At 58.8% G+C, this 20846-nt stretch carries 23 protein-coding genes; 13 read left to right on the plus strand and 10 right to left on the minus strand.

Annotated elements, in window-relative coordinates; all coding sequences use genetic code 11:
- Window position 1: 1 nt before the first annotated feature.
- The gene (locus tag O3A94_03170; protein ID MDA1355250.1) at window positions 2-802 is read left to right on the plus strand and encodes an alpha/beta hydrolase; all 801 of its coding nucleotides are present in this window, start codon (window positions 2-4) and stop codon (window positions 800-802) included.
- A 62-nt stretch (window positions 803-864) separates the two neighbouring features.
- Window positions 865-1353, plus strand: a complete 489-nt coding sequence (locus O3A94_03175) for a tetratricopeptide repeat protein (GenBank protein ID MDA1355251.1) — start codon at window positions 865-867, stop codon at window positions 1351-1353.
- A 29-nt stretch (window positions 1354-1382) separates the two neighbouring features.
- Here the strand turns inward: O3A94_03175 and O3A94_03180 are convergent, their stop codons facing one another.
- Genes O3A94_03180 through O3A94_03190 form a run of 3 tightly spaced genes read right to left on the minus strand, consistent with a single transcriptional unit; the run spans window position 1383 to window position 3547 of the window.
- The gene (locus O3A94_03180) at window positions 1383-2318 is read right to left on the minus strand and encodes a tetratricopeptide repeat protein (protein MDA1355252.1); all 936 of its coding nucleotides are present in this window, start codon (window positions 2316-2318) and stop codon (window positions 1383-1385) included.
- A 42-nt stretch (window positions 2319-2360) separates the two neighbouring features.
- Window positions 2361-2525 (minus strand): hypothetical protein, encoded by a 165-nt coding sequence (locus O3A94_03185; protein MDA1355253.1) that lies wholly within the window; start codon window positions 2523-2525, stop codon window positions 2361-2363.
- A 35-nt stretch (window positions 2526-2560) separates the two neighbouring features.
- Window positions 2561-3547: a Gfo/Idh/MocA family oxidoreductase gene (locus O3A94_03190; GenBank protein ID MDA1355254.1), complete on the minus strand. Its 987-nt coding sequence runs from the start codon at window positions 3545-3547 to the stop codon at window positions 2561-2563.
- A gap of 148 nt (window positions 3548-3695) precedes the next feature.
- Here O3A94_03190 and O3A94_03195 point away from each other — a divergent pair, with 148 nt between their 5' ends.
- From O3A94_03195 to O3A94_03210, 4 genes are read left to right on the plus strand one after another with little or no spacing between them, the layout of a single operon-like run.
- Window positions 3696-4727, plus strand: coding sequence for a zinc-binding dehydrogenase (locus O3A94_03195; GenBank protein ID MDA1355255.1), 1032 nt, complete (start codon window positions 3696-3698; stop codon window positions 4725-4727).
- A gap of 23 nt (window positions 4728-4750) precedes the next feature.
- Window positions 4751-6271 carry an amidase gene (locus tag O3A94_03200; protein MDA1355256.1) on the plus strand — a complete coding sequence of 507 codons (1521 nt, stop codon included), beginning with the start codon at window positions 4751-4753 and terminating at the stop codon, window positions 6269-6271.
- A 37-nt stretch (window positions 6272-6308) separates the two neighbouring features.
- A complete protein-coding gene (locus O3A94_03205) occupies window positions 6309-7184 on the plus strand; it encodes a DMT family transporter (GenBank protein ID MDA1355257.1) in 876 nt (291 codons plus the stop codon).
- Window positions 7185-7242: 58 nt separating this feature from the next.
- The gene (locus O3A94_03210) at window positions 7243-7560 is read left to right on the plus strand and encodes an antibiotic biosynthesis monooxygenase (GenBank protein ID MDA1355258.1); all 318 of its coding nucleotides are present in this window, start codon (window positions 7243-7245) and stop codon (window positions 7558-7560) included.
- Between the two features lie 20 nt (window positions 7561-7580).
- Here the strand turns inward: O3A94_03210 and infA are convergent, their stop codons facing one another.
- A complete protein-coding gene (infA, locus tag O3A94_03215) occupies window positions 7581-7799 on the minus strand; it encodes a translation initiation factor IF-1 (GenBank protein MDA1355259.1) in 219 nt (72 codons plus the stop codon).
- A gap of 533 nt (window positions 7800-8332) precedes the next feature.
- Here infA and O3A94_03220 point away from each other — a divergent pair.
- The 7 genes from O3A94_03220 (at window position 8333) to O3A94_03250 (ending at window position 13277) form a co-directional block, all read left to right on the plus strand.
- Window positions 8333-10051, plus strand: a complete 1719-nt coding sequence (locus tag O3A94_03220) for a CocE/NonD family hydrolase (protein ID MDA1355260.1) — start codon at window positions 8333-8335, stop codon at window positions 10049-10051.
- A 62-nt stretch (window positions 10052-10113) separates the two neighbouring features.
- Window positions 10114-10674: a PA14 domain-containing protein gene (locus O3A94_03225; GenBank protein ID MDA1355261.1), complete on the plus strand. Its 561-nt coding sequence runs from the start codon at window positions 10114-10116 to the stop codon at window positions 10672-10674.
- A 145-nt stretch (window positions 10675-10819) separates the two neighbouring features.
- On the plus strand, window positions 10820-11062 hold the full coding sequence (locus O3A94_03230) for a hypothetical protein (protein ID MDA1355262.1): 243 nt from the start codon (window positions 10820-10822) through the stop codon (window positions 11060-11062).
- 13 nt (window positions 11063-11075) lie between these two features.
- Window positions 11076-11201 (plus strand): hypothetical protein, encoded by a 126-nt coding sequence (locus tag O3A94_03235; GenBank protein MDA1355263.1) that lies wholly within the window; start codon window positions 11076-11078, stop codon window positions 11199-11201.
- Window positions 11198-12253, plus strand: coding sequence for a ferric reductase-like transmembrane domain-containing protein (locus tag O3A94_03240; GenBank protein ID MDA1355264.1), 1056 nt, complete (start codon window positions 11198-11200; stop codon window positions 12251-12253). The genes O3A94_03235 and O3A94_03240 overlap by 4 nt, the downstream gene beginning before the upstream one ends.
- 2 nt (window positions 12254-12255) lie before the next feature.
- Window positions 12256-13032, plus strand: coding sequence for a hypothetical protein (locus O3A94_03245; protein ID MDA1355265.1), 777 nt, complete (start codon window positions 12256-12258; stop codon window positions 13030-13032).
- 2 nt (window positions 13033-13034) lie between these two features.
- Window positions 13035-13277 (plus strand): hypothetical protein, encoded by a 243-nt coding sequence (locus O3A94_03250; GenBank protein ID MDA1355266.1) that lies wholly within the window; start codon window positions 13035-13037, stop codon window positions 13275-13277.
- On the opposite strand, the gene O3A94_03255 is transcribed toward O3A94_03250, so the two are convergent.
- The 6 genes from O3A94_03255 to O3A94_03280 all read right to left on the minus strand — a co-directional run bounded on the left by O3A94_03255 (window position 13278) and on the right by O3A94_03280 (window position 20813).
- Entirely contained in the window at window positions 13278-13982 is a 705-nt protein-coding gene (locus O3A94_03255; protein MDA1355267.1) for an SDR family NAD(P)-dependent oxidoreductase, read from the minus strand. It lies immediately after the preceding gene.
- Window positions 13983-14015: 33 nt separating this feature from the next.
- On the minus strand, window positions 14016-16094 hold the full coding sequence (locus O3A94_03260) for an ABC transporter permease (GenBank protein MDA1355268.1): 2079 nt from the start codon (window positions 16092-16094) through the stop codon (window positions 14016-14018).
- Window positions 16091-17662 (minus strand): sugar ABC transporter ATP-binding protein, encoded by a 1572-nt coding sequence (locus O3A94_03265; GenBank protein MDA1355269.1) that lies wholly within the window; start codon window positions 17660-17662, stop codon window positions 16091-16093. The genes O3A94_03260 and O3A94_03265 overlap by 4 nt, the downstream gene beginning before the upstream one ends.
- A gap of 76 nt (window positions 17663-17738) precedes the next feature.
- Window positions 17739-18875, minus strand: a complete 1137-nt coding sequence (locus O3A94_03270) for a substrate-binding domain-containing protein (protein MDA1355270.1) — start codon at window positions 18873-18875, stop codon at window positions 17739-17741.
- 433 nt (window positions 18876-19308) lie between these two features.
- Window positions 19309-19698 carry a RidA family protein gene (locus O3A94_03275; protein ID MDA1355271.1) on the minus strand — a complete coding sequence of 130 codons (390 nt, stop codon included), beginning with the start codon at window positions 19696-19698 and terminating at the stop codon, window positions 19309-19311.
- A 29-nt stretch (window positions 19699-19727) separates the two neighbouring features.
- Complete coding sequence (locus tag O3A94_03280; GenBank protein MDA1355272.1) at window positions 19728-20813, minus strand: LLM class flavin-dependent oxidoreductase; 1086 nt, start codon at window positions 20811-20813, stop codon at window positions 19728-19730.
- Window positions 20814-20846 lie beyond the last annotated feature (33 nt).

The following is a 20846-nucleotide window of genomic DNA, read 5'->3' on the forward strand; positions in this document are numbered from 1 at the left end:
GATGGAACTCCAAGTCGATGGTGTGAACGTATTTTGTGCGACCGGCGGCAAGGATTTCGATCCGGCATTGCCGACCACGCTATTCATTCACGGCGCGTCATTTGATCGCACCGTGTGGAAATTGCAGGCGCGATATTTTGCCTGGCATGGCAGCAATGTTCTCGCCGCCGATCTCCCCGGACATGGCCGCTCAGCTGGAACGCCACTCAAATCCATTGAGGCGATGGCCGATTGGGTGACCCGGGTGCTGGATGCTGTGGGCGTCGCACGAGCGGCGCTGGTCGGCCACAGCATGGGCGGGCAGGTGGCGCTCGATTGTGCAGGTCGACACGGCACGCGCGTGCGGGCGCTGGCGATCTTGGGCGGCGCACTCGCCATTCCGGTTAATTCAGCGCTCCTTGACCCGGCGGCGGCGGACGATCATTTGGCCTTTGATTTGCTGAACGTGTGGGGCTATGGCCGGCGCGCCCAACTAGGTGTGCACCGCATGCCGGGTCTATGGATGATGCGCGGCGGATTGCGCATTATGGAGCGTGCCGCCAAAGGTGTGTTGCATGCTGATCTCGCCGCGACCAATGCCTATGACGGCAGCGCCGCCGCCGCAGCGGTTGCCTGCCCCACGCTGGTGGTGATCGGCGAGAAAGATTTGATGACACCGGCCAAGGCGGGCCGGGCCATGGCAGCGGTGATTCCAGATGCATCGCATATCGTGTTTCCCGGTCTCGGCCATATCATGTTGGAAGAAGACCCGGATGCCACGCTCGACGCGCTGCGTGATTTTCTCATCCCACTGCAAACGTGATGGGCCAGGGTGTGAAATTCTTAGCCGCTGTTCTAATTTTCTTGCTTGCGGCCTTGCCTGTCATGGCGGACAGCTTGGATGAAATGAATCAGGGCTCGCTCGCTCTGCGCAATGGGGATTTCACCGCTGCGGTTGTGCATTTGAGCACGGCGATCAATTCTAATGAATTGCTGCCAGAGACCAACGCCGCCATGCGTATCAGCCGCGCGCAGGCGCTCTATCATCTGGAGCAGTACCAGCCTGCCGCCGATGATTTGACCACCGCGATCGACAGCGGTGCGATCAACGACACCTTGGTCGGCATCGCGCTTGCCACACGCGCCAGCGCCTTCCGAAAATTGGAGAACTGGGCGCGCGCGCTCGCAGATTTTGATGCCGCGATTGAACTCGGCACCGTAAACCAAAAAATGTTCTTCCACCGTGGCCTGACGCTGGAGGCGAGTGGCCAGCTTGCCCGCGCCCTTGAAGATTTTCACCGCGCCCATGACATGGCGCCGGACAACGAAGCGATCCGCAAGAAATTGCTAGAGCTCGGCGAGACGGTCGACTAGGGCGGTCTCCTGCGTGGCCGCAAGGAGTGTCAGCTTTTCGGCACCCAAAGCCGAGCCCTGAGACGCGCTGCGTCCTTTTGCGTTGTCTTGAGCGCACCGCCAAACTTGCTGAAATAATAGGCGGCCAAGCTTGGCTTCTGCGCTTCGGCCAGGGTAAACCAAAACCACGCTTCAGCCACATCGCGTTCCACGCTCACGCCTTCGGCTAACATGCGGCCGAGAAAGATCTGACCGTCGGCATGGCCCTTCGCGGCGGCGCGGCGGAACAATCTGTAGGCCAGGGCCAAGTCCTTTTCGACTGTATCGCCGTGATAATGCAGGAAGCCGAGCGCAAATTCGGACTTGGCTTCATCGTCTTCGGCGCCGAGACGGAATAATTCAGCGGCGTGCTGCACATTCTTCACAACGCCGGTGCCGAAATAATACATGTAGCCCAGATTCTTGTACGCTTTGGAGTTGCCCCAGTCCGCGGCGCTGCGAAACAGCTCCGCCGCGCGCGCGAAGTCGCGCGGCACACCATTGCCTTCGAGATACAGATTGCCAAGATTGCGCGCCGCTTTGGCATTTCCTTGCGCTGCCGAACGGCCGTACCAGTGGGCGGCTTGCGCCAAATCCTGAGGCCCCCCCTTGCCCTCCTCGAAAAAGGTGGCAATGCGATGCTGTGCGTCCATATGGCCCTGCTCGGCTGCGGCGCGGAACCATTTGGCGGCCGCGGTGGCGTCGATTTCAGTTCCCAGCCCGGTATCTAGCATTGTCCCGGTTTCAAATTGCGCCGTCGCGTTTCCCGCCTGTGCTTCCGGTAGAAGATGGGCATAGGCTTCGCTGAAATCGCCCGCTTCAAGCGCCGCCATGCCGGTATTCATGTCCGCCCGTGCCGGGCCTGATGCGAATAACAGAAGGACAAGAAAGATGGCGGCGGAAACGGTGGCGGCGACGGGGAGTCGGTGTGCGGATTGTTCAATCATGATATTGCAATCTAGTATTGGGCGAGCGCGGTTCAAGCGGCCCTAGTCTAGGAAGCTGCGCACGGCGATGGCGATAAAGATCGCGGCAACACCGCCCGCCAAAGGCCAGAGGATCCTACGCGTTGTCCGTTTGCCGGTGAAGCGGTCATAGACCATGGAACTAATGATCGCCATGCCGCCGAGGATGATAACTATCCTAAGGAGCATTCATTTGTCGCCGCTGAGGCGCCTTGGCAGTGTCGTCATGATGTGCCGTTGAGGGTCACCGCCTCGCCACGTTCGGCAGAGGCGACCATTGCCTGCATAACGGCCACCGTATGGATTGCCTCCTCTGGACGCACGCGGAACGCTGCGTGGCCGGCGCAGGCATCGGCGAATTCTTCGAGCTCAGCCAACAGGGTATCGACCGGCGTCAGGGTCACGTCAGCCGGCTGTTCATTTGCTCGGTGGAGCGTTAAGCGGTTGGCGTCCGGCGCGGCGAAGGCATTGGCCCCGGTGCCGTAGATATTGAAAAATACAGTTTGCGGGCAGGCGTTGAGGGTGCCGAGATAGCCGGTGGCGCCAGATTCGAATTCGAACAGAGCTGATGTGGTGTCGTCGATATCGACCGTGACAGCCAGACGTTTGGCCTGAGCCTGCACGCGCGTGATGCGGCCGAGAAAATGCGTCATGGCATCGATCATGTGCACCCCCATTCCGGCGATGCCGCCGCCCGGGCTTTCGGTTCGGCTGGCGCGCCAGCCATCCGGGCTGTATCCGAGCGGCCTGGAACTGGAGAAATTAGCTTCGCAATGAAGCGGCGTGCCGAATTCGCCGGCCTCGAGCATGCGTTTCACCTCCTGGGTGGCGGCGGCGAAGCGGCGATTTTGGCCGACCGCGAGTACCCGGCCAGCATCGCTGCAAACTTTCGCGGCGGCACGCCCGCTTTCTTCGGTGAGGGTAAACGGCTTTTCCACAAACACATGCTTGCCCGCCCGCGCCGCTTGTTCGACCTGCTCAGCGTGGAGGGAATGTGGTGTGCACAACAGAACGGCATCGATCTCGCTATCGCCGAGGACGGCGGCATAGGAATCATAGGCCGCCGCGCCGTAGCGCCGGCAAAAATCCGCGCGAGTTTCCGCCGCGCGCGAATAACATGCGGTGACGCGGATTTTACCTGACATGTCCTGGATGGCCTTTGTCAGTTCGTCGGCCCACCAGCCGAGGCCGATAGCGGCTGCACGCAACATAAATTTTGGCTCCCTTTGCGAATTCGCGCCGGACCATAGCAAAAAATCCAGCGCCGCCAAATGATGTGCACAACGCCGTGACTGGCGGCACACGACGGAATGGCTATGATGGCATCGCTTTAAAAAAAAGATGTTTGGGGAGAACGAAGTGAAGGCAGTCATCATTCGCGAAACCGGCGGCCCCGACAAGCTGCTCTATGAAGAAGTCGATACGCCGTCCCCTGGAGCGGGCGAAGTGTTGGTGCGGATCCGCGCCGCCGGAGTCAATCATCTGGATCACGACATTCGCGAGGGAATTGCCGGCTTTCCCACACCGGTGCCGCATGTCCCGGGCATCGAAGGCGCCGGCGAAGTGGCCGAAATCGGCCCCGGCGTCACCAGCGTGAAGGTCGGCGACCGGGTCAGTATTTCTATTATCGCTTCTTGCGGCACTTGTCGTCTTTGCCGCACTGGCATGGAGAATCTCTGCGAAAAGCCCAACGGCGCACTCGGCCTCTTCATGTGGGGCACCTACGCTGAATATACCTGCGCCAAAGAGAATCAGCTTGTCGCTATGCCGGATGCGCTTGATTTTGTAACCGCAGCTGCTGGCCATCTTTGCTTTGCAACCGCCTGGCATATGGCGGTAACTCTCGGCAATATCCATGCGGGACAAGATGTATTGATCAATGCTGCCGGTAGCGGTGTCGGCAGCTCTGCCATCCAGATCGCCAAGCTGCATGGTGCCAACATCATCGCCTCCGCGGGCTCAGACGAAAAATTGGCGCGTGCCAAGGAAATGGGTGCGACTGGCCTGATTAATTATACTACTCAGGATTTGGCCGAAGAGGCGATCCGTCTGACCGGTGGCAAGGGACCGGATTTGGTGATCGAATCGGTCGGCGGCGACGTCTTGCAAAAGAGTTTGGCGGCAGTGGCCAAGGCAGGCTCTGTCATCACCTGCGGTTGCCATGCGGGAGAAACCGTGGAAGTGGATGTGATCAGCCTGTTCCGCAAGCATGTCCGCTTTCAGGGGAGTGCGCTTGCCAGCCTGTTTGAAACCGCAGAGGTGCTGAGCCTGCTCGCGGAAGGTAAGCTCACGCCGGCGATCCACGCCACCATGCCGTTAGAGAAAGCCAGCGAAGCAGCGGAATTGACGGCCAATCGAAATTTCTTTGGCAAGATGGTCTTAACGCCGTAATCGCTCAAAAGGAGACGAAAAAGATGACATTAAGGCGCCCGTCAAAGGAAAACCTGAAGGACATCAGCGAACGCCACCATTTGCAGCTGACCGAAGCCGAACTTGAAAGCTATTACGATGTGGTGTGCGGCGTGATGGAATCCTATGACGTGCTGGATCAAATTCCCGATCCGGTGCGCCCGCTTACCGAGGCGATCCGCCAAGTCGGCGCCCGGCCTGAGCCTGAAGACGATCCCTTGAACGGCGTCGTCCGTCTGTGCAGTGTGAAGGCCATTAACTCTGGCGGCGGTGCACTTTCAGGCAAAACTATTGGCCTCAAGGACACCATCAGCGTTGCTGGCATCCCCATGACCTGCGCCTCACGTCTGCTCTATGATTATACGCCTGACGGCGATGCCACCGTGGTGAAGCGTCTTCTCGAAGCCGGCGGCCACATCACTCATATTCTCAACACCGACGATTTCGGCTTTGCCGGGACCGGCCATACCAGTGCTTATGGCCCGACCCACAACCCGGTCAATCCCAATCATCATCCGGGCGGCTCTTCGTGCGGCTCGGCGATCGCCATCGCAGAAAACCGGGTTGATCTCACGCTCGGCGGCGATCAGGGCGGCTCGATCCGCATTCCCGCCGCCTGGTCCGGCATTGTTGGGCTCAAGCCAAGTCATGGTCTTATTCCCTATACCGGCATCGTCGGCTTCGATCTTTCCATTGATCATATCGGTCCGATGACCAAGGACGTTGCCGATACGGCGCTGATGCTGTCCGTGTTGGCCGGTGCCGATGACACCTGCATCGATCCGCGCCAGCCGACTACGGTCGAGACACAGGATTACATGGCCGCCCTTGGCGGCGGCGCCAAGGGCCTCAAAGTGGCCGTCGTCGAGGAAGGCTTCGGCCATGAGGGTGTGTCAACGCGCGAGGTCGACATCGCCGTGCGTGAAGCGGCGAAGCGGCTGGCCGCGCTCGGCGCTGAGGTGGAAAGCGTTTCGATCCCCTATCACCGCCGCGGCCTGCCGATTTGGAACGCCGTCGCCATCGAAGGCGCGACCGATAATCTCTATCGAGGCGGCGTGGTTTATCAGACCAAAGGTCTCTACAACCCGCGCTTCATAACCCACCTGTCGCGCGCCATTCAAACCAATGGCGGCGATTTTTCGCCCACCGCCAAGATGGGCATTCTCGTCGGTCACTATATGCGCGAGCAATATCAAGGCGCCTTTTATGCGCGGGCGCAGAACATGGCGCGGGTGCTGTCGAGCGAATATGACAAGGTGTTGGCGACGCATGACATCCTCTTAATGCCGACCACGCCGCAGCAAGCGCATCACACGCTGCCCTCGGTGGAGGAGGATCGCATGTCCTATGTCAGCAATGCGCTCAACATGGTGCAGAACACGGCGCCGATTAACCTGACCGGGCACCCTTCTATCAGCGTGCCGTGCCAGGGCGTGTCGGGCCTCCCGGTTGGCCTGATGCTGACTGGCCGTTGGATGGACGACGCCACGGTGCTGCGCGCCGCCAACGCCTATATGACTGAGTGAGGCGCGTCATAATTCTGGCCGTGAGGCGGGTGGGCGGTTGATTTCCCGCCCCGTCATCGGCGTGTTGTTTGCGGTCTGCGCCGGATTATGTTTCTCCAGCGGCGGTTTTTTCGTGCGCTCGGTTTCCATCGACCGTTGGGAAATCATCGCCCTGCGCTGTTTTTTTGCCGCCATCGCGGTCGCTCTCATCTTTGTCGCCCGCGAGCGCGGCCGCACGCTGGCCTCCCTGCGCGCATCGGCACTGCCGAGCCTGATCATCGGGTTGATTACCGGCTGGGCGATCATCGCCTTTGTGATGGCCATGCAGATGACTCTGGTGGCCAACGTCACGGCGATCATGACCACGTCGACCCTTATCGTGGCGTTGCTCGCCCGCCCGTTCCTTGGCGAACGGGTCGCCGCACATACTTGGCTCGCCATGATCGGAGGATTGTGCGGCATCGGTGTCATGTTCTCCGGCGCGGCGGGGTTGGGTGGCCTGTACGGAAATCTGCTGGCTTTTTCCGTTGCCGCCTCGATCGCCCTGCAAACACTGGTGGCGCGCAAATTCCGCGATGTGCAGATGGAGCCGGCCGTTTTTGTGGCGGCGTTGGTGGCCGGATTTGCCGCGCTGCCTCTGGCGCTTCCGCTGCAGGCCGGCGGTCATGATATCGCCATGATGGCCGCCTTTGGTGTGCTGCAACTCGCGCTGCCGCTCACACTATATTTTTACGCCGCGCGCTTTCTCCCAGCGCCAACGCTGATTTTTGTGGTGCTGATCGATGCCGTGTTCGCGCCGATTTGGGTGTGGCTCGGTTTTGACGAGGTGCCGACCCGGCTCGTCCTTATCGGCGCCGGTCTCATTTTGGCCTCGGTCGCCTTCAATGCCGGGCTGAGCTTGCGCAATTTTCGGCGCGCGACCGGCGCTTTTTAACGCCGGGCCATTCGGTCAGTGGTCCGGTGCCAAAGCCTACTGGGCTAGGGAGGATAAAATGATCGTCGTAATTTTTGAAGTCCAGCCGACTAAAGCTGGAGCTCCGCGCTATTTCGATCTAGCCGCCGAACTCCGGCCGGAACTTGAGAAACAGGACGGATTCATATCCATCGAACGTTTCGAGAGCCTGGCCACGCCCGGTAAGTTCGTCTCGATATCCTACTGGCGCGATGAGGCTGCCGTCGTGGCGTGGCGCGGCCATGATGGCCATGCCGCGGCACAGGCCCTGGGGAAAAGCGAACTCTTCGCCGACTACCGCATCATGGTGGCGCAATCGTTGCGCGTTTACGGCCCCGAGGGCGCCGCGCGGGAATAGTGGGCGTTTCGAGATCGGCGCTATTTGTGGCGGAAAGTGATCCGGCCCTTGGTCAAATCATAGGGCGTCATTTCGACATCGACCTTATCGCCGACCAGAACGCGGATGCGGAATTTGCGCATCTTGCCGGCGGGGCGTGCGATGATTTCGTGATCGTTCTCGAGTTTCACCCGGAACATCGTGTCAGGCAGCTTCTCCGTGACCGTGCCCGAAAATTCTAGCAGTTCTTCTTTGGCCATTTTGCCTTCTATCAGTTTATCGCGATTGCGCCCTCTCAGAGCGCGTTACGGGCGCACTATAGGGTGGTGAAATCATTCCTGTCCAGCCAAAGGCGCGTTTGGTCGGTGTGACGGTGCTGGCAAAGGATCGGGTTTCAACCGATCGTAAGCGGCGTTTCTTCGCGCTCGCCGATCAGAATCACAACCGATATCCGGCGCACAGCCGCCTACTCACGACGACGCAGTCAGGTGCAAAACACCATACCAACCATCTTGTCCAAGTGCAGATCGCAGATGATCACATCCGGATTCGGCCGTCTGTGGTCAGGGAAGTGACGCGACGCCCCTGGATCGACGCCGAACAGCGCACGGATTGCTTGGGGACGGCGAATATACCCAAAAAATTCGTGTAATTGGTCAACGCACGCCGAACATCGAATGTTTAATATTATTCGTCTTCGCAGGCCGAATGCGTGATCATCATTTCGGGCGCTTTGGTTAGAATAAGAAACAGACGTCCGTTCATTGCTGCGAAACCCTGGAGAATAATCCACATGTCAGAAAATGCTTTCGAGGCTGCCGGCATCCGCGCCGAGATGAACGTCGCTATTACCATGCGCGACGGCGTGACCCTTCGGGCAAATATTTTTCGCCCGGCGGAAGGTGGGCCTGTGCCGACGCTGGTGTTGCGCATTCCCTATAACAAGGATGCCGCACAAACATACGTCTATGCTCATCCTGCCTGGTATGCGCGCCACGGCTACGCCGTTCTGGTGCAGGATTCGCGCGGGCGCTACGCTTCGGAGGGCGAATTTTATCCCCTCCGCCTTGATGGCGAAGACGGCTTTGACACCATCGAATGGTGCGCCGCGCAACCGTGGTGCGACGGCAAGGTGGGGAGCTACGGCTTCTCAATTCCCGGCATCAACCAATTGCTTGCCGCCCATCTGCGGCCGCCGGCGTTGACAACGGCAATTCCGGCGTTTTATCCGTCCGGCCTGCATGATGGATTTGTTTATCGTGGCGGCGCCTTAGCGCTAGCGACGTTGGCGCAGTGGGCTGTGGTGATTGCCGCAGACGCAGCGATCCGCAAAGGCGATTCCGAAGCACTGGCTCAAGTCGTGCCGGCGGACCAACTATCAGGCAAGTGGCATCCGGGAACGCCCCTGAAGGACACCCCGTTCTTTACGACGCCCGATTCGCTGCCATTTATTGCCGATTATTTGGCTCACCCTGCGCAGGATGAGTATTGGCAGGAATGGCATTTGCCGTCGCGCCTGGACAGCATCGATATCCCCTGCCTCCATATCAGCGGCTGGTATGACACTTTCATCGCCAAGACGATGGAGAGCTACGAGACTCTTTCGACAGCAGCGCGGGCGGAGCATCGCTTGCTGGTTGGGCCGTGGTACCACATTCCTTGGACACAGCAAGTGGGTGCTATCGATTATGGATGGGAGGCACGCAATTTCGTCGACGACTATCAAATCGCCTGGTTCGACGCCCAGCTCAAAGGAGATCGCAGCAAACTCGACGCTCTTCCCATGGTGCGCATTTTTGTGACTGGCGCCAATGAATGGCGAGATTATGATGCGTGGCCATTGGCCGGGACCTCGGCAGAGCCTTGGTATCTGCATAGCGGCGGGCGAGCCAACTCATTGTCGGGTGACGGGTCGTTGTCGCGACAGGCACCCGGCGAAGAAGGCGCCGATTTCTTTATCTACGGCCCAGAGGGGCCGGTCGAGAGCCTGGGCGGCCATTCCTGTTGCCTGCCCGACCGCGCGCCGATGGGCCCAGAAGATCAGCGCCAGGTCGAGTACCGCAACGACGTTCTGGTCTACAGTTCGGCGCCGCTTGAGGCGCCGCTCTTCATTGCCGGTAAAGTGAACGCGGTGTTGCACGCCGCCAGCTCGGCAGTGGACACCGACTTTACTGTCAAACTTTGCGATGTGGCGCCCGATGGCACGGCCATCAACATCACCGAAGGCATCATCCGCGCCCGTTACCGTGAATCGCTTGAGCGTGAAGTGATGCTGGTACCCAACGCAATATACGAATTCACCATTGCCGCCGGGGTTGCGTGCCACCGTTTTGCTGCCGGGCACCGCGTCCGAATGGAAGTGTCGAGCAGCAACTTCCCACATTTCGACCGCAATCCAAACAACGGCAAGCCGTTCGGTGAGGATGACGTGATGGTGACAGCGAGCCAAACTGTGTTCCACGATTCAGTCCGGCCGTCTCACATCGAATTGCCAGTGGTCGCGGGGGGATAGTAAAACCGGCCTGAATTGAAATGGCCGGTAGTGCACACAGTTATTAAAAAAGGAATCTAGCCATGATCGCTTTGAAAGGCATTGCGGGCATCTTCGTAGGCATCGCCATGGCGCTGGTCGCAGGAAGCAGCTTCGCGGCGGATGCACCGATGCGCGGCGAAGGCATGCAGGCGGGCCTGTCGATCGAATATTTCTACAACGATTTCCGCCATATTGACGACGTCATCGAATTTGCCAGATTTAACGAATCGGCGTCAGGCGAACCCCTGCCCAACGTCGATTTTCGCGGTGGTTCGGGCAAACCGGTGCTCAACCAGAAACACAAAAACCTCGTCGCGGCGATGATCACTGGCTATATCAATTTTCCCAGCCCTGGCACGTATCGGTTCAAAATTCGCTCAAACGACGGTGTGCAGCTCACCATTGGCGGTATCACGTTGCATGAGGACCCGGAGCCCCATCCAGACCGGACCTCAGATGCCGTGTCGTTTACGGCGCGTGAAGCTGGCTGGGTGCCGATCGCCATCGTCTATTATGAGCGCAAAGGAAGCTGGGCCATCGAGCTGAGTTGGCAACAGGACGGTGAATTTATCGCCGTACCGGCTTCTCATTTTGCGAATTGAGAAGCTCGATAATTGTGTATTGAAAGCCCAAAGCCGAACTGGATTTTGAAACAATCATCAGTCTATGATTGTCTGATGACTTGAATGCGTTAAGTTTGTTGCCGAGCAGCAGGGCAAGACGTGAATCGCGGGTTTTGGGGGATCAATGGAAACCGCACGTACGCTAATCGATATCGTCGTGATCTGGGGTTGGATCGGCCTTGGCGTCGCAACCGCGTTTCTCCTGTTCGGCATTGAGCGAATCGACCCGTCGGCAGAGCGGTCATACGCTTTTCGCCCCCTGCTCATTCCCGGGCTTATCGTGCTGTGGCCATTGGTTTTGCTGCGCTGGTATTCCCTTGAACGCAGCAAATCCGGAAAGCATAAAGATGCAACGCCGACACCGTAATGCGCACGCCCGCATGTGGGTGATTCTTGCCCTGGCGTTGCCGGCTATCCTGATCGCGGCGTTTGCGATCCGCCAGGTCGGACCCACTGAACAAGCGGCGGTGAAGATCGAACCGATGGCCGAGGCGAGTGAAAAATGAGCGTGCGCTATCACCCTGTCGGCTGGAACCGAAACAAGATAATTTACGATCTTGTTCTGCTCTGCGCCGTTGCCGGATACATCCTGCTTTTTCTGAAAATCGCGCCGTCTTTTCAGGATGTGACCCGGCCGTTTAGCGGCGCCATCCTTCGCGGCCAAGCGTTCGGCACCTGCACCTTCCTCTTGTTGACGATCATTCTATGCATCGGCCCGCTGGCGCGGCTCGATCCGCGCTTTTTGCCGCTGCTGTATAATCGCCGCCATTTCGGCGTCTTGACCTGCGCTTTGGCGTTTACCCATGCCAGCCACATGGTGAGCATTTATTTTTCGTTCAGCCCGCTCAACAAATATGCCGCGGTGCTGGCGAGTAATACGAGCTACGGCCAGATCCTCGGTTTCCCGTTCGAAAGTTTTGGCATTTTCGCATTGTTTGTCCTGCTCGTCATGGCAGTGACGAGCCACGATTTTTGGCTCAGTTTTCTCACGCCGCCGATGTGGAAGGCGATCCACATGTCGGTCTATCTCGCCTATGTGGCAGTGGTTCTGCATGTTGCGCTCGGCTACCTCCAATCTGCGCAAAATCCGCTCTTCGCGGTCATCGTCGCAATTGGCGCGGTCAGCGTCGCCGCACTTCACTTTGTCGCAGGCCGTATCGAGAGATCAAAAGATCAAGATTATCCCGAGCCTGCCGAGGAGGCGCCTTGGATCGTGGTCGGCCGGGCGGAAAGCATTCCCGAAGACCGGGCAATCATTGTTGCCGTCGAAGGTGGCGAGCGGGTTGCCATATTTCGTTATGACGGCAAGCTTTCGGCGGTGGCGAATGTTTGCGCCCACCAGAACGGGCCGCTTGGTGAAGGGCGCATTCTCTTTGGCTGCATTACCTGCCCCTGGCACGGGTTTCAGTACCGCCCCGAAGACGGTTGTGCGCCGCCGCCCTTCACCGAAAAAATTGCCACCTACCAGCTAAAACTCGTAGGCGATCAAATCCTGCTCGACCCGAGGCCCAATGCGCCGGGCACGCCCGTCGAGCCGCTGCAATACGCGAAGGCTTAAACATGGCGAAACGCGAATCCGTATTTTTTGTCGGCTGGCTCAATTCGATCCCGCGGCCGCTCGCGCTATTTCTTCTGTGCATCGCATTTCTTGCCATCGGCGGTTTGAGCGGTATAGGTTTTAGCTTAGGCAGCAGCGTCAACGATCCTGGTGATGGAAACTTCGCCTGGAAAGACGGATACCAAAAGGCGAGCGGTATTTTGGTCGCCAAGCCCTACCCGATTCTTCGCCTTCGGCCTGACGATATGAACCCGAAGGCGCGCACCGTCATGCTGACCGTACCCGGCAAGCGCGGCATCGAGGGCAAATATGCCAAACTCTTGGGCAAGCCTGTCGATGCCGGCGGGTTCTGGTTCAAACGTGGATCGATCGACATGCTCCAGATACAGGGCAAGATAGCCCTCAAAGCGCCTGTGCAGGAGGAAGGCAAAGAGATTATCGCATTTGTGCCGGCGCCGCCGGTGTCGCTTGGCCGCTGGCGGCTGGTCGGAGAAATTTGCGACGGCAAGTGCTATACGGGCGCCATGTCGCCCGGCGATGGGCTGGCCCACAAAGCATGCGCCAATCTTTGCATTACGTCCGGTGCGCCGCCGGTATTCGTGAGCACCGGTTCGGTCGAGGGGACAGAATTTTTTCTCATGGCCGATCCGGACGGCGGACCGCTGCCCGATCGTTTTCGTGATCTGACCGCCGTGCTGGTGGAACTCGAAGGCGAGGTGGAACGCTTGGACGATCTCCTTATTTTCAAAGTCGACCTAGCGCAAGCGAAGGTGTTTTGACGATGCCGCGCATCGCCTGGATGGCGCTTGGCATCGTCGCGACAGCAGCGTTTGGCTATGCTTCCTATTGGGTGTGGTTGGAGGTGCAAGTACAGATTCGCGGCACGTTCATCTCCAGCTTCGGAATTTTTGCCGCCGTCATCGCGGCATTTATATTCCTGAGTCTCATTCAGTTTGCCATCGATTTTGCCGGTCGTATCGCCACCCGGCTGGGCAAATCGCCGCCAGAAAATTCGCCGAACTGATTATCCGCCGTTGCCATAGACGGTGAGAAGAGCGCCACGCGTTACGTTGTTTTCAGGTGATGCCAGAAACGCAATGGCGTTGGCGATATCCGCGACCTTCGGCCAACTCGCATGATCGGCATCTGGCATCGCTTCACGGTTGACCCGGGTGTCCATGATCGATGGCACCACGCCATTGACCCAAATATTCTCAGCCGCCAGTTCTTCGGCTAAGCTTTCAGTCAGCACCGCAACTGCGGCCTTGCTCGCAGCGTACGCAATCATGCCGGCGCCGGATCGTGGCTCCAAGGCCGGGCGGGCAAGCACGTTGACGATGCGTCCGCCCACCGGGCCGTCCGGGGCAACGCTTCTGGCGCGTATCTTTGCCGCCGCTTCCCGGCAACATAGAAAGCAGGTCACGGCATTCATGTTGATCTGTTCCAGGAAGTCGCTCTTGGAGGTCTCGCTGAACGGCGCCATGGCAAATCCGCCGGCGGTATGGATGGAAGCGAAAATATCGGGCAGGCTGGCGTAGAACGCTTGCACACTATCTTCGTCGGTCAGATCTATGCCGCCATGAAATTCCACGCGGGGGTTGTCGCTTTCTCGATCACTTCGGCTCGGTATATGGCAGACCGCCCCGGCCTCCGTTAATTGTCCAACTACCGCGGAGCCAAGCGCGCCGGCACCTCCCGTGACGACGACGTGCAACCCATCAAAATTCATTCACCCATGCTCCCCCGTTTGGCGGTTCGCTACTTAGTGTGCGCGCTCGCGGAGCGTCAACACCGCGCCCAGCACCACGATACCGAACACGATATCGCGCCACGCAATCGGTATATTAGTGCCGGTGACCAGCGTGGCCACTGCCGTCAGCAGCAAGGCGCCGCCCAGAATACCGACATAGTGCCCGCGGCCGCCGGTTGCCAAGGTGCCGCCGACAAGAACGACGGCGATCGAAGGAAGCAGGAACGGCAGGCCCATATTGAGAAACGAGACGGTGCTGAACCCGGTCATCATCACGCCGGCCAGAGCTGAGCAAAAGCCGCTCAGGGCGTAGACGCCGATGGTCGTGCGGTCGACGCGCACGCCCGAAAGCAGGGAGACGCGCGAGGAATTGCCAAGGGCGAAGATACGCCGCCCGAAGGTGGTTCGGTGTATGACGATAATGGAAATCGCGACAAACACAATCAGCAGCCAAACCGACGGCGCGAACCCGAGAAACCGACCGGTGAACAGCCAGACCAGAACTGGTGGCGAGCGACCGGTGGGAATGCCCCCGGTGTAGAGCAGCCCAAGGCCCTGCATGACGCCGTTGGTTGCCAGGGTGACGACGATCGCCGGCATACCGAAAAGCACGATGCCGAGCCCGTTCACGATGCCTATTCCGATGCCGACGGCGAGCACAACCGGGATGGCCCAATAGGCCGGCCCGTCCATGCCGTTTGACAATGCCGCCAGCATGACTCCAGTAAAAGCCATGGTGTGCGGTACTGAAAGATCGAGCCCGCCCGTCATCACCACCGCACCCTGTCCCAGCCCAAGCACGGCGAAGAATAAAGCTAGCGTAAACAGTGAATTGAAATAATGCGTGCTCCAGGCCGAGCCGCCGATCAAAACGAGCACCAGCACGTAAGCGACCAAAAGAAGCACCCAGGCCGGGATAATCAGACGCAAGGTCTCCCAGTTTTTTACGCGCCATTGACGGAGCGTCGAACCGGTCAGCTCGTCGCTCACGCGCGGTTTCCAGGTCGTTCGCAATTTGCCTCGCTGGGCTTCGGGGCGATCGAGAAATTGCGGCAATGTGCGATTACTGAGACCGGTGATGTTGAGCTTGAGAATTTGCCAATGCCCGGAGAGCGGTGAATCCTTGCCCAGGGTCGCCCCGGCCACTGCCAGTAGCAAAATAATACCCTCTACGATTGGCGTGAAATGCGAAGAAATGTTCAGCACCAACATCACGTTGGAGATCAGCATCAGGGTCAGCGCAGCGAACACCGTGCCGACACAGCCGCCTTGCCCGCCGCCGATGCGGGTGCCGCCGAGGATGGTCGCGGAGAAGATCAGCAACAACAGGCCGCTGCCGACCAGCGGGTCGCCGGACAAGGTTTGTGCACTCAGGAACACGCCGCCGGCGCCATAAAACCCACCGGCCAAAACATAGCCGAAAAATTTTGTCCGGGTGACGGAGATGCCGTTTGAGAATGCGGCATCCTCGTTGCTGCCGACAGCGTAGAGCGCAGTGCCGAATCGCGATCGCTTGATCAGCGCCCAGACGAGCAGCGCAATAAGGAGGACCACGAGTGACGCCGGAATGACTTCGTAAATTAGGTCTCCCGTCAGCATCTGAGTGATGCCGTAGGGGACCATGCCGCCGGGATCAGGCATGATCAGCAGGTTAAGGCCGAGGATGATGAACATCGTGGCCAGGGTCACCACCACCGGCTGGAGACGCATGAAAGCGATGAAGAAGCCATTGAAGGCGCCGACCGCAGCGCCCATGCCGAGGCCCGCCACGCACATCAGGATTTGGCTGTGCGCCGTATCGCGGGTGTAGAGCGCGATCATGACATTCACCAGTGCCATGGTCGCACCGCATGACAAATCAAAGCCGCGAATGAGGAAGACAATGGTCTGTCCCATGGCCGCGAGCGCGAGCGGCCCTGCATTGGCAAACAGGAAGCTGATTTCGAAATAGCTGACCGGGCCCGGCGAGATGAAGTCGAGATAAACAAAAATAGCGATAAAGGCGCCGACGGCGACGAACAAGCGCTGCTGGCGCGCCAGGCCGCGGCGCCAAGTTAGCGGCACGGAGGAGAGGATAGAGGTGCTGCTCACTGGCTTGTCGCTCCTGGGGTGGCTCTGTGTTCCGCCGCGCTCGGTTCCGCCTCTTGGCTACCCAGTGCGTAGGTCATGATGTTCTCCTCGGAAAGTTCATCGCCAAGGAGTTCTTTGACCACGCGGCCGCGATACATCACCAAAATCCGGTCGCACACATTCACCAGCTCGGGAATTTCCGTCGAGTAAAACAAGATCGCGTTGCCCTCTTTCGCCAATTCGCGGATGAGAACATATATTTCGTGCTTGGTTCCGATATCGACGCCGCGCGTGGGATCGAACATCAGCAGCACCTTGCTGCGCGCCAGCAACCATTTGGCGATGGCGATTTTCTGCTGATTGCCGCCGCTAAACGATGAAACGCTTTTGTAAAGCGCGCGCGGATGAACGTTTAGGCGCGCAAGCACCTCGTCCACTGCCGCCGCTTCCGCTTCTTTGACGATCCAGCCGAACTGGGCGAGCCTCTCGATGACCGGAATGGAAACATTGGCAGCACCCGAAAGGGTAAGAAAGAGGCCCTCTGTTTTGCGGTCCTCTGGCACCATGCTGATGCCGATGCCGGCGCGCACGGCGTCGGCTGGTGTGGCCAGGGTGACGGCCTTGCCATCCAGCTCCACGCTGCCTTCGCGAAGGCCCCTAACGCCGAACAGAGCTTCGAATAATTCGAGCTGCCCCATGCCTTGGAGGGCGGCGATACCGAGAACTTCTCCCGGCCATAATTGCAGGGAGGCGTCAACCAAATGCCTGCCGGTGGAAAGAGAATTTCCGGCGAGCGCAGGCGCCTGCGCATCGCTCAGCCGGTAATCCTCTTTGACGGGATATATCGCGCCGAGCGAGCGGCCGATCACCAGGCGTACCACCTCAGCGTCGGAAATCTCGTTCACCTCGAACGATCCGGCATGCTGGCCGTTGCGCAAGACCGTAAGGCCGCTGCAAAAGCGCCGCACCTCGGCCATGCGGTGGGTAATAAAGACCAAAGTGACGCCGTCGCCGCTCAATTTTTCAATCAATCCGCCGAGCCAATCGACGTCGGAAACCGAGAGCGTCGACGTCGGCTCATCGAGGAGGAGGACGCGTGGCTTTCTCGATACCGCCTTGGCAATTTCTATTTTTTGCCGCGTCGAGAGGTCGAGCTCGCTCACCAAGGCGCCGGGATCGATGTTCTCTAGATTCAAATCGGCAAAATGTTGAGCCACTAATTGCCGGCTCTTGCGGCGGTCGATCTGGCCCAATATCGGCGCCGGTTCGTAGGGCAGCAGCATATTTTGCGTGACCGTCAAATCGTCGACCAGGGTCATTTCCTGGAACGCAGTGTGAATGCCGAAGCGGTGCGCCCGGGCCGGGCGGCCGAGGGCAGCGGTTTTGCCGAACACGCTCACGCTGCCGGAATCCTGGCGGATCAAGCCGCTTAAGATTTTAACGAGTGTCGATTTTCCCGCGCCGTTTTCACCGATTAAGGCGCGAACTTCGCCCTGGGGAACGGAAAATGAGACATCGTCCAGCGCCACCGTCGCATCGAAGCGCTTGGAGAGGCCCTCGACTTCAATTGCGGGCAAAGATTCATTCATGTTTTGAGGCGCACGAAGAGACTGGCAGACGGCCGAACCTTGGCCGCCCGCCAGTGTCATCTAACGTGAGGTGAGCCTATTCGTACGCGTCGGGCACACCGTGCATCGCCGCTTTGAAGCCCATTTCCGGCACCTGCGGTGACCAGAAATCAATCGCGTAATCAGGCGGTACCGTGCCTGGGGGAATGGTGTTGCAGCCGGCCGCGAATTCTGCCGCCGAGCCGGTTTCGCACAGAGCCACATTGGCCTCAGTCACTTCGACGCCGGTATAATAGATCAAATGATCCACCTTCTCGCCGTCGAGCACCTGCATGGCCACGCGGAACGTATATCCCACGGCCCACAGCCCCGAGCCGATGGACTGGCCCTTTTTGCCGAGCGCGCCTTCGATGCCGGATGAGACAGGCAACATTTGCAGGCGGTTGCCGTTGGCCGATTCGCCGGCGCACGGAATGATCGGGTGCTCGGGCCACCAGCCATCTTCGACCTGCATCTGCGAAACCGTATAGCAGCCGGTTTGCACGACGATGCCGTCGATCTCGTCCCAACCATGGGTGGCCAGCAATTCACGCATTTTGAGGCGCGCCGCCGAGTGGCTCCAAAAACCGACCAATTCAGCCAACATGTTGACGCCCGGATTGCGAGCAATCTCTTCCTTGACGCCCTGATGATGCTCTTCGCTGTAGGAAACGCCGGGGACGCCGGTAATGGCGACGATGTTGCCCTTGCCGCCCATTGCGTCGACGACGAATTTGGTGCGCTGAGCGCCAAGCTTCACGCCATCAACCTTTACCACATAGGCGCAAGGCTCAGTGACGCCGTTGATCACGACGATGGTCACACCCTTCTTGCAGGCATTCTTAATGACGCCGTTAAGTGCGGTCGGCGAAATCGGGAAAGCGAGGATCGCGTCCGCGCCGGCTTGAATCATGGCGTTCATCTGTTGAATTTGGCGCGCTGCATTGGCGCCGGCGGCTTGTACACGAAGCTCGACCCGGTCAGCGTATTCCGGCAAAAGAGCCATCGCGGTGATCAGATTTTTTGCCTCCGTCTGCCAGGCGTTGCCGACATAACTCATGCTGTAATAGACCAAGAACTTGCCGTCAGCGGTTTTAGCCGATGCCGATTTAGGCGTCACGCCCCACGCGATCGCTACACCGAGAACAGTGAGCAAAGCGTATCGCGCGAATAATCTAGCCGAAAATTTTCTCATGGCGTTGATCTCCCTCGTTGCGATGTGTCCCCGGCTGATTTGATATGGCCGGAGCTCGTTGATCTTGAGAATGAGTTTGGCGCGTGTCGTCAATACAAGTCAATCGATCGCTAACAAGAAAAACGAGGTATTCCGCGACATTCCAGCAATCTTAATATGGTTGTTGCCGCCTCGCCCCAGCGACCACCGGTCGCCATGGTAGAAAAACGCGACGAATATTTGCTTCAAAGCAGAGCTCAGGAAAGAAAGCCATAAAACGCCCGGCGATTTATCTGACCCCATATGGCGGCGTTTAAGCGCCGGCCTTCGTCGACATGCGGTAGGGCCAGGACATCGCGTCGTAGGTTCGCTTCGTCACTCTTGTGCGCAAGGCGCTCTCTTCATCGGATAAAACCGGCGGCCTCTCTCCTTCCAAATCGCGCGTAGGCGCCGGCTATGCCTCTTGCGCGGCGATAGTTTCCATCTCGATTAGCCAATCAGGATGAGCGAGGCCGGCAACGATGAACAACGTCGAAGCAGCAGGGTGATTGCCGAGGTAGGAATCGCGAATGTCCCGCATCGCGGTGAGATGGCCGCGATCCGTCAGCAGCGTGTTCACTTTGACGATGTCTTTGACCCCCATGCCGGCTGCTTCCAGCACAGCCAGGGTGTTTTGCCAGACGCGGTGAAGTTGCGCTTCGAGACCTTCAGCGATTGTGCCATCCGCATTGGTCCCGACCTGGCCTGAAATATGCAGCCAGCGCGCATTGGGGCCGGCCTCGGCGCCGTGACTGTAACGCGAAGCGGGAGCAGCGATAGAAGTTGGCGTGTGTAGTTTGATCATGTTGCTCTCTTTTCTTCCAGTTGAGTTTTCTATGCGCCGAGGCGGGAAATACTCGGGATAATCTCCTGCGCCAGCCGCCTTTTGGATTCGCGCCAGCCCACCATATCGTCGAGATGGTCATAGGAGATGACGAGTAATTGTCCGAAACCGCCAGAAGATTCGACGATGTCGGCGATCTTGCGCTCGACCGTCGCCGGACTGCCGATACACATATTATGCTCCATCATATATTCGAGCGTGACGTCCGAATCCGCCACGTCCGGGTGATGTTTGCAAGTATCGAGCATGCCAATGCGCTTCAGGACCGGTAGCCAAAAATTACGGTATTGGTCACCGATCTGTCCGTTCAGCACCTTGTCGCGCGCTTCGGCATCGCTGTCGGCGACGTAGACATCGCGGCCGATGCGCCAAATATCGCGCCCTGCCTCGCGCTCCGCCTCGGCCGCGCCTTTCTCGACCGACTGCCAATGACCGCTCAGATAATTGTTGCCGAAACTGAGGCTGAGCGGGATGTAGCCGTTGCGCCCGGCGAGCTCCAATGTCGGTGAACCGGCGCTGAAACCGGCGATGGCCAGTTGCGGATAGGGCTTGGTAAACGGCTTGATGTGGAATTTGTAGAGGTCACCGGGATCGTCCGCCGGGCGTTTGCCGCGCCAATATTTACCTTCATATTCGAATGCGCTGTCGCTCTGCCAAAGGCGGATCATGATATCCAGCGATTCTTCCGTCATCTCGCGGTTCTCGCCGCTGAAACCATCGATATTGAAGAGCCCCCAATCGGTCGGAATGGAGCCCGAGCCAATGCCGATGTAACAGCGCCCTTGCGAGATATGATCGAGCCAGGCGATGCGGTGGGCAAGCTCTGCCGGATGATGGTAAGGCAGCATATAGCCGCCCGGCGAGACGCGGATATTCTTGGTTCTGATCAGCGCCTGAGCGACCAGCAGGTCGGGCGCCGGATTGGGCTCGCGCGGTACGGTGTAGTGGCAGCCAATCCAGGCTTCCTCGAAACCAATTTGATCGTAAAACTCGATGGTGTCGAGATTGTGGTAATGCCCCTCCGCGAAATCCCGTTCCGGCGGGTGATTGGGCATTAGAAATGCGCCGACTTTCATAGGATTGATCTCCCGGGATTGGTGATTTTATTT

Source organism: Pseudomonadota bacterium (assembly GCA_027624955.1).
GTDB lineage: Bacteria > Pseudomonadota > Alphaproteobacteria > UBA828 > UBA828 > PTKB01.

What these genes read in the sequence shown, in the direction of transcription:
- O3A94_03175 (MDA1355251.1), top strand. Translation starts at nt 865, where the DNA reads ATGGCGGACAGCTTGGATGAAATGAATCAGGGCTCGCTCGCTCTGCGC.
- O3A94_03245 (MDA1355265.1), top strand. Translation starts at nt 12,256, where the DNA reads ATGGCGAAACGCGAATCCGTATTTTTTGTCGGCTGGCTCAATTCGATC.
- O3A94_03190 (MDA1355254.1), bottom strand. Translation starts at nt 3,547, where the DNA reads ATGTTGCGTGCAGCCGCTATCGGCCTCGGCTGGTGGGCCGACGAACTG.
- O3A94_03270 (MDA1355270.1), bottom strand. Translation starts at nt 18,875, where the DNA reads ATGAGAAAATTTTCGGCTAGATTATTCGCGCGATACGCTTTGCTCACT.
- O3A94_03265 (MDA1355269.1), bottom strand. Translation starts at nt 17,662, where the DNA reads ATGAATGAATCTTTGCCCGCAATTGAAGTCGAGGGCCTCTCCAAGCGC.
- O3A94_03240 (MDA1355264.1), top strand. Translation starts at nt 11,198, where the DNA reads ATGAGCGTGCGCTATCACCCTGTCGGCTGGAACCGAAACAAGATAATT.
- O3A94_03280 (MDA1355272.1), bottom strand. Translation starts at nt 20,813, where the DNA reads ATGAAAGTCGGCGCATTTCTAATGCCCAATCACCCGCCGGAACGGGAT.
- O3A94_03200 (MDA1355256.1), top strand. Translation starts at nt 4,751, where the DNA reads ATGACATTAAGGCGCCCGTCAAAGGAAAACCTGAAGGACATCAGCGAA.
- O3A94_03230 (MDA1355262.1), top strand. Translation starts at nt 10,820, where the DNA reads ATGGAAACCGCACGTACGCTAATCGATATCGTCGTGATCTGGGGTTGG.
- O3A94_03180 (MDA1355252.1), bottom strand. Translation starts at nt 2,318, where the DNA reads ATGATTGAACAATCCGCACACCGACTCCCCGTCGCCGCCACCGTTTCC.
- O3A94_03255 (MDA1355267.1), bottom strand. Translation starts at nt 13,982, where the DNA reads ATGAATTTTGATGGGTTGCACGTCGTCGTCACGGGAGGTGCCGGCGCG.
- O3A94_03250 (MDA1355266.1), top strand. Translation starts at nt 13,035, where the DNA reads ATGCCGCGCATCGCCTGGATGGCGCTTGGCATCGTCGCGACAGCAGCG.
- O3A94_03275 (MDA1355271.1), bottom strand. Translation starts at nt 19,698, where the DNA reads ATGATCAAACTACACACGCCAACTTCTATCGCTGCTCCCGCTTCGCGT.
- O3A94_03235 (MDA1355263.1), top strand. Translation starts at nt 11,076, where the DNA reads ATGTGGGTGATTCTTGCCCTGGCGTTGCCGGCTATCCTGATCGCGGCG.
- O3A94_03225 (MDA1355261.1), top strand. Translation starts at nt 10,114, where the DNA reads ATGATCGCTTTGAAAGGCATTGCGGGCATCTTCGTAGGCATCGCCATG.
- O3A94_03210 (MDA1355258.1), top strand. Translation starts at nt 7,243, where the DNA reads ATGATCGTCGTAATTTTTGAAGTCCAGCCGACTAAAGCTGGAGCTCCG.
- O3A94_03220 (MDA1355260.1), top strand. Translation starts at nt 8,333, where the DNA reads ATGTCAGAAAATGCTTTCGAGGCTGCCGGCATCCGCGCCGAGATGAAC.
- infA (MDA1355259.1), bottom strand. Translation starts at nt 7,799, where the DNA reads ATGGCCAAAGAAGAACTGCTAGAATTTTCGGGCACGGTCACGGAGAAG.
- O3A94_03170 (MDA1355250.1), top strand. Translation starts at nt 2, where the DNA reads ATGGAACTCCAAGTCGATGGTGTGAACGTATTTTGTGCGACCGGCGGC.
- O3A94_03185 (MDA1355253.1), bottom strand. Translation starts at nt 2,525, where the DNA reads ATGCTCCTTAGGATAGTTATCATCCTCGGCGGCATGGCGATCATTAGT.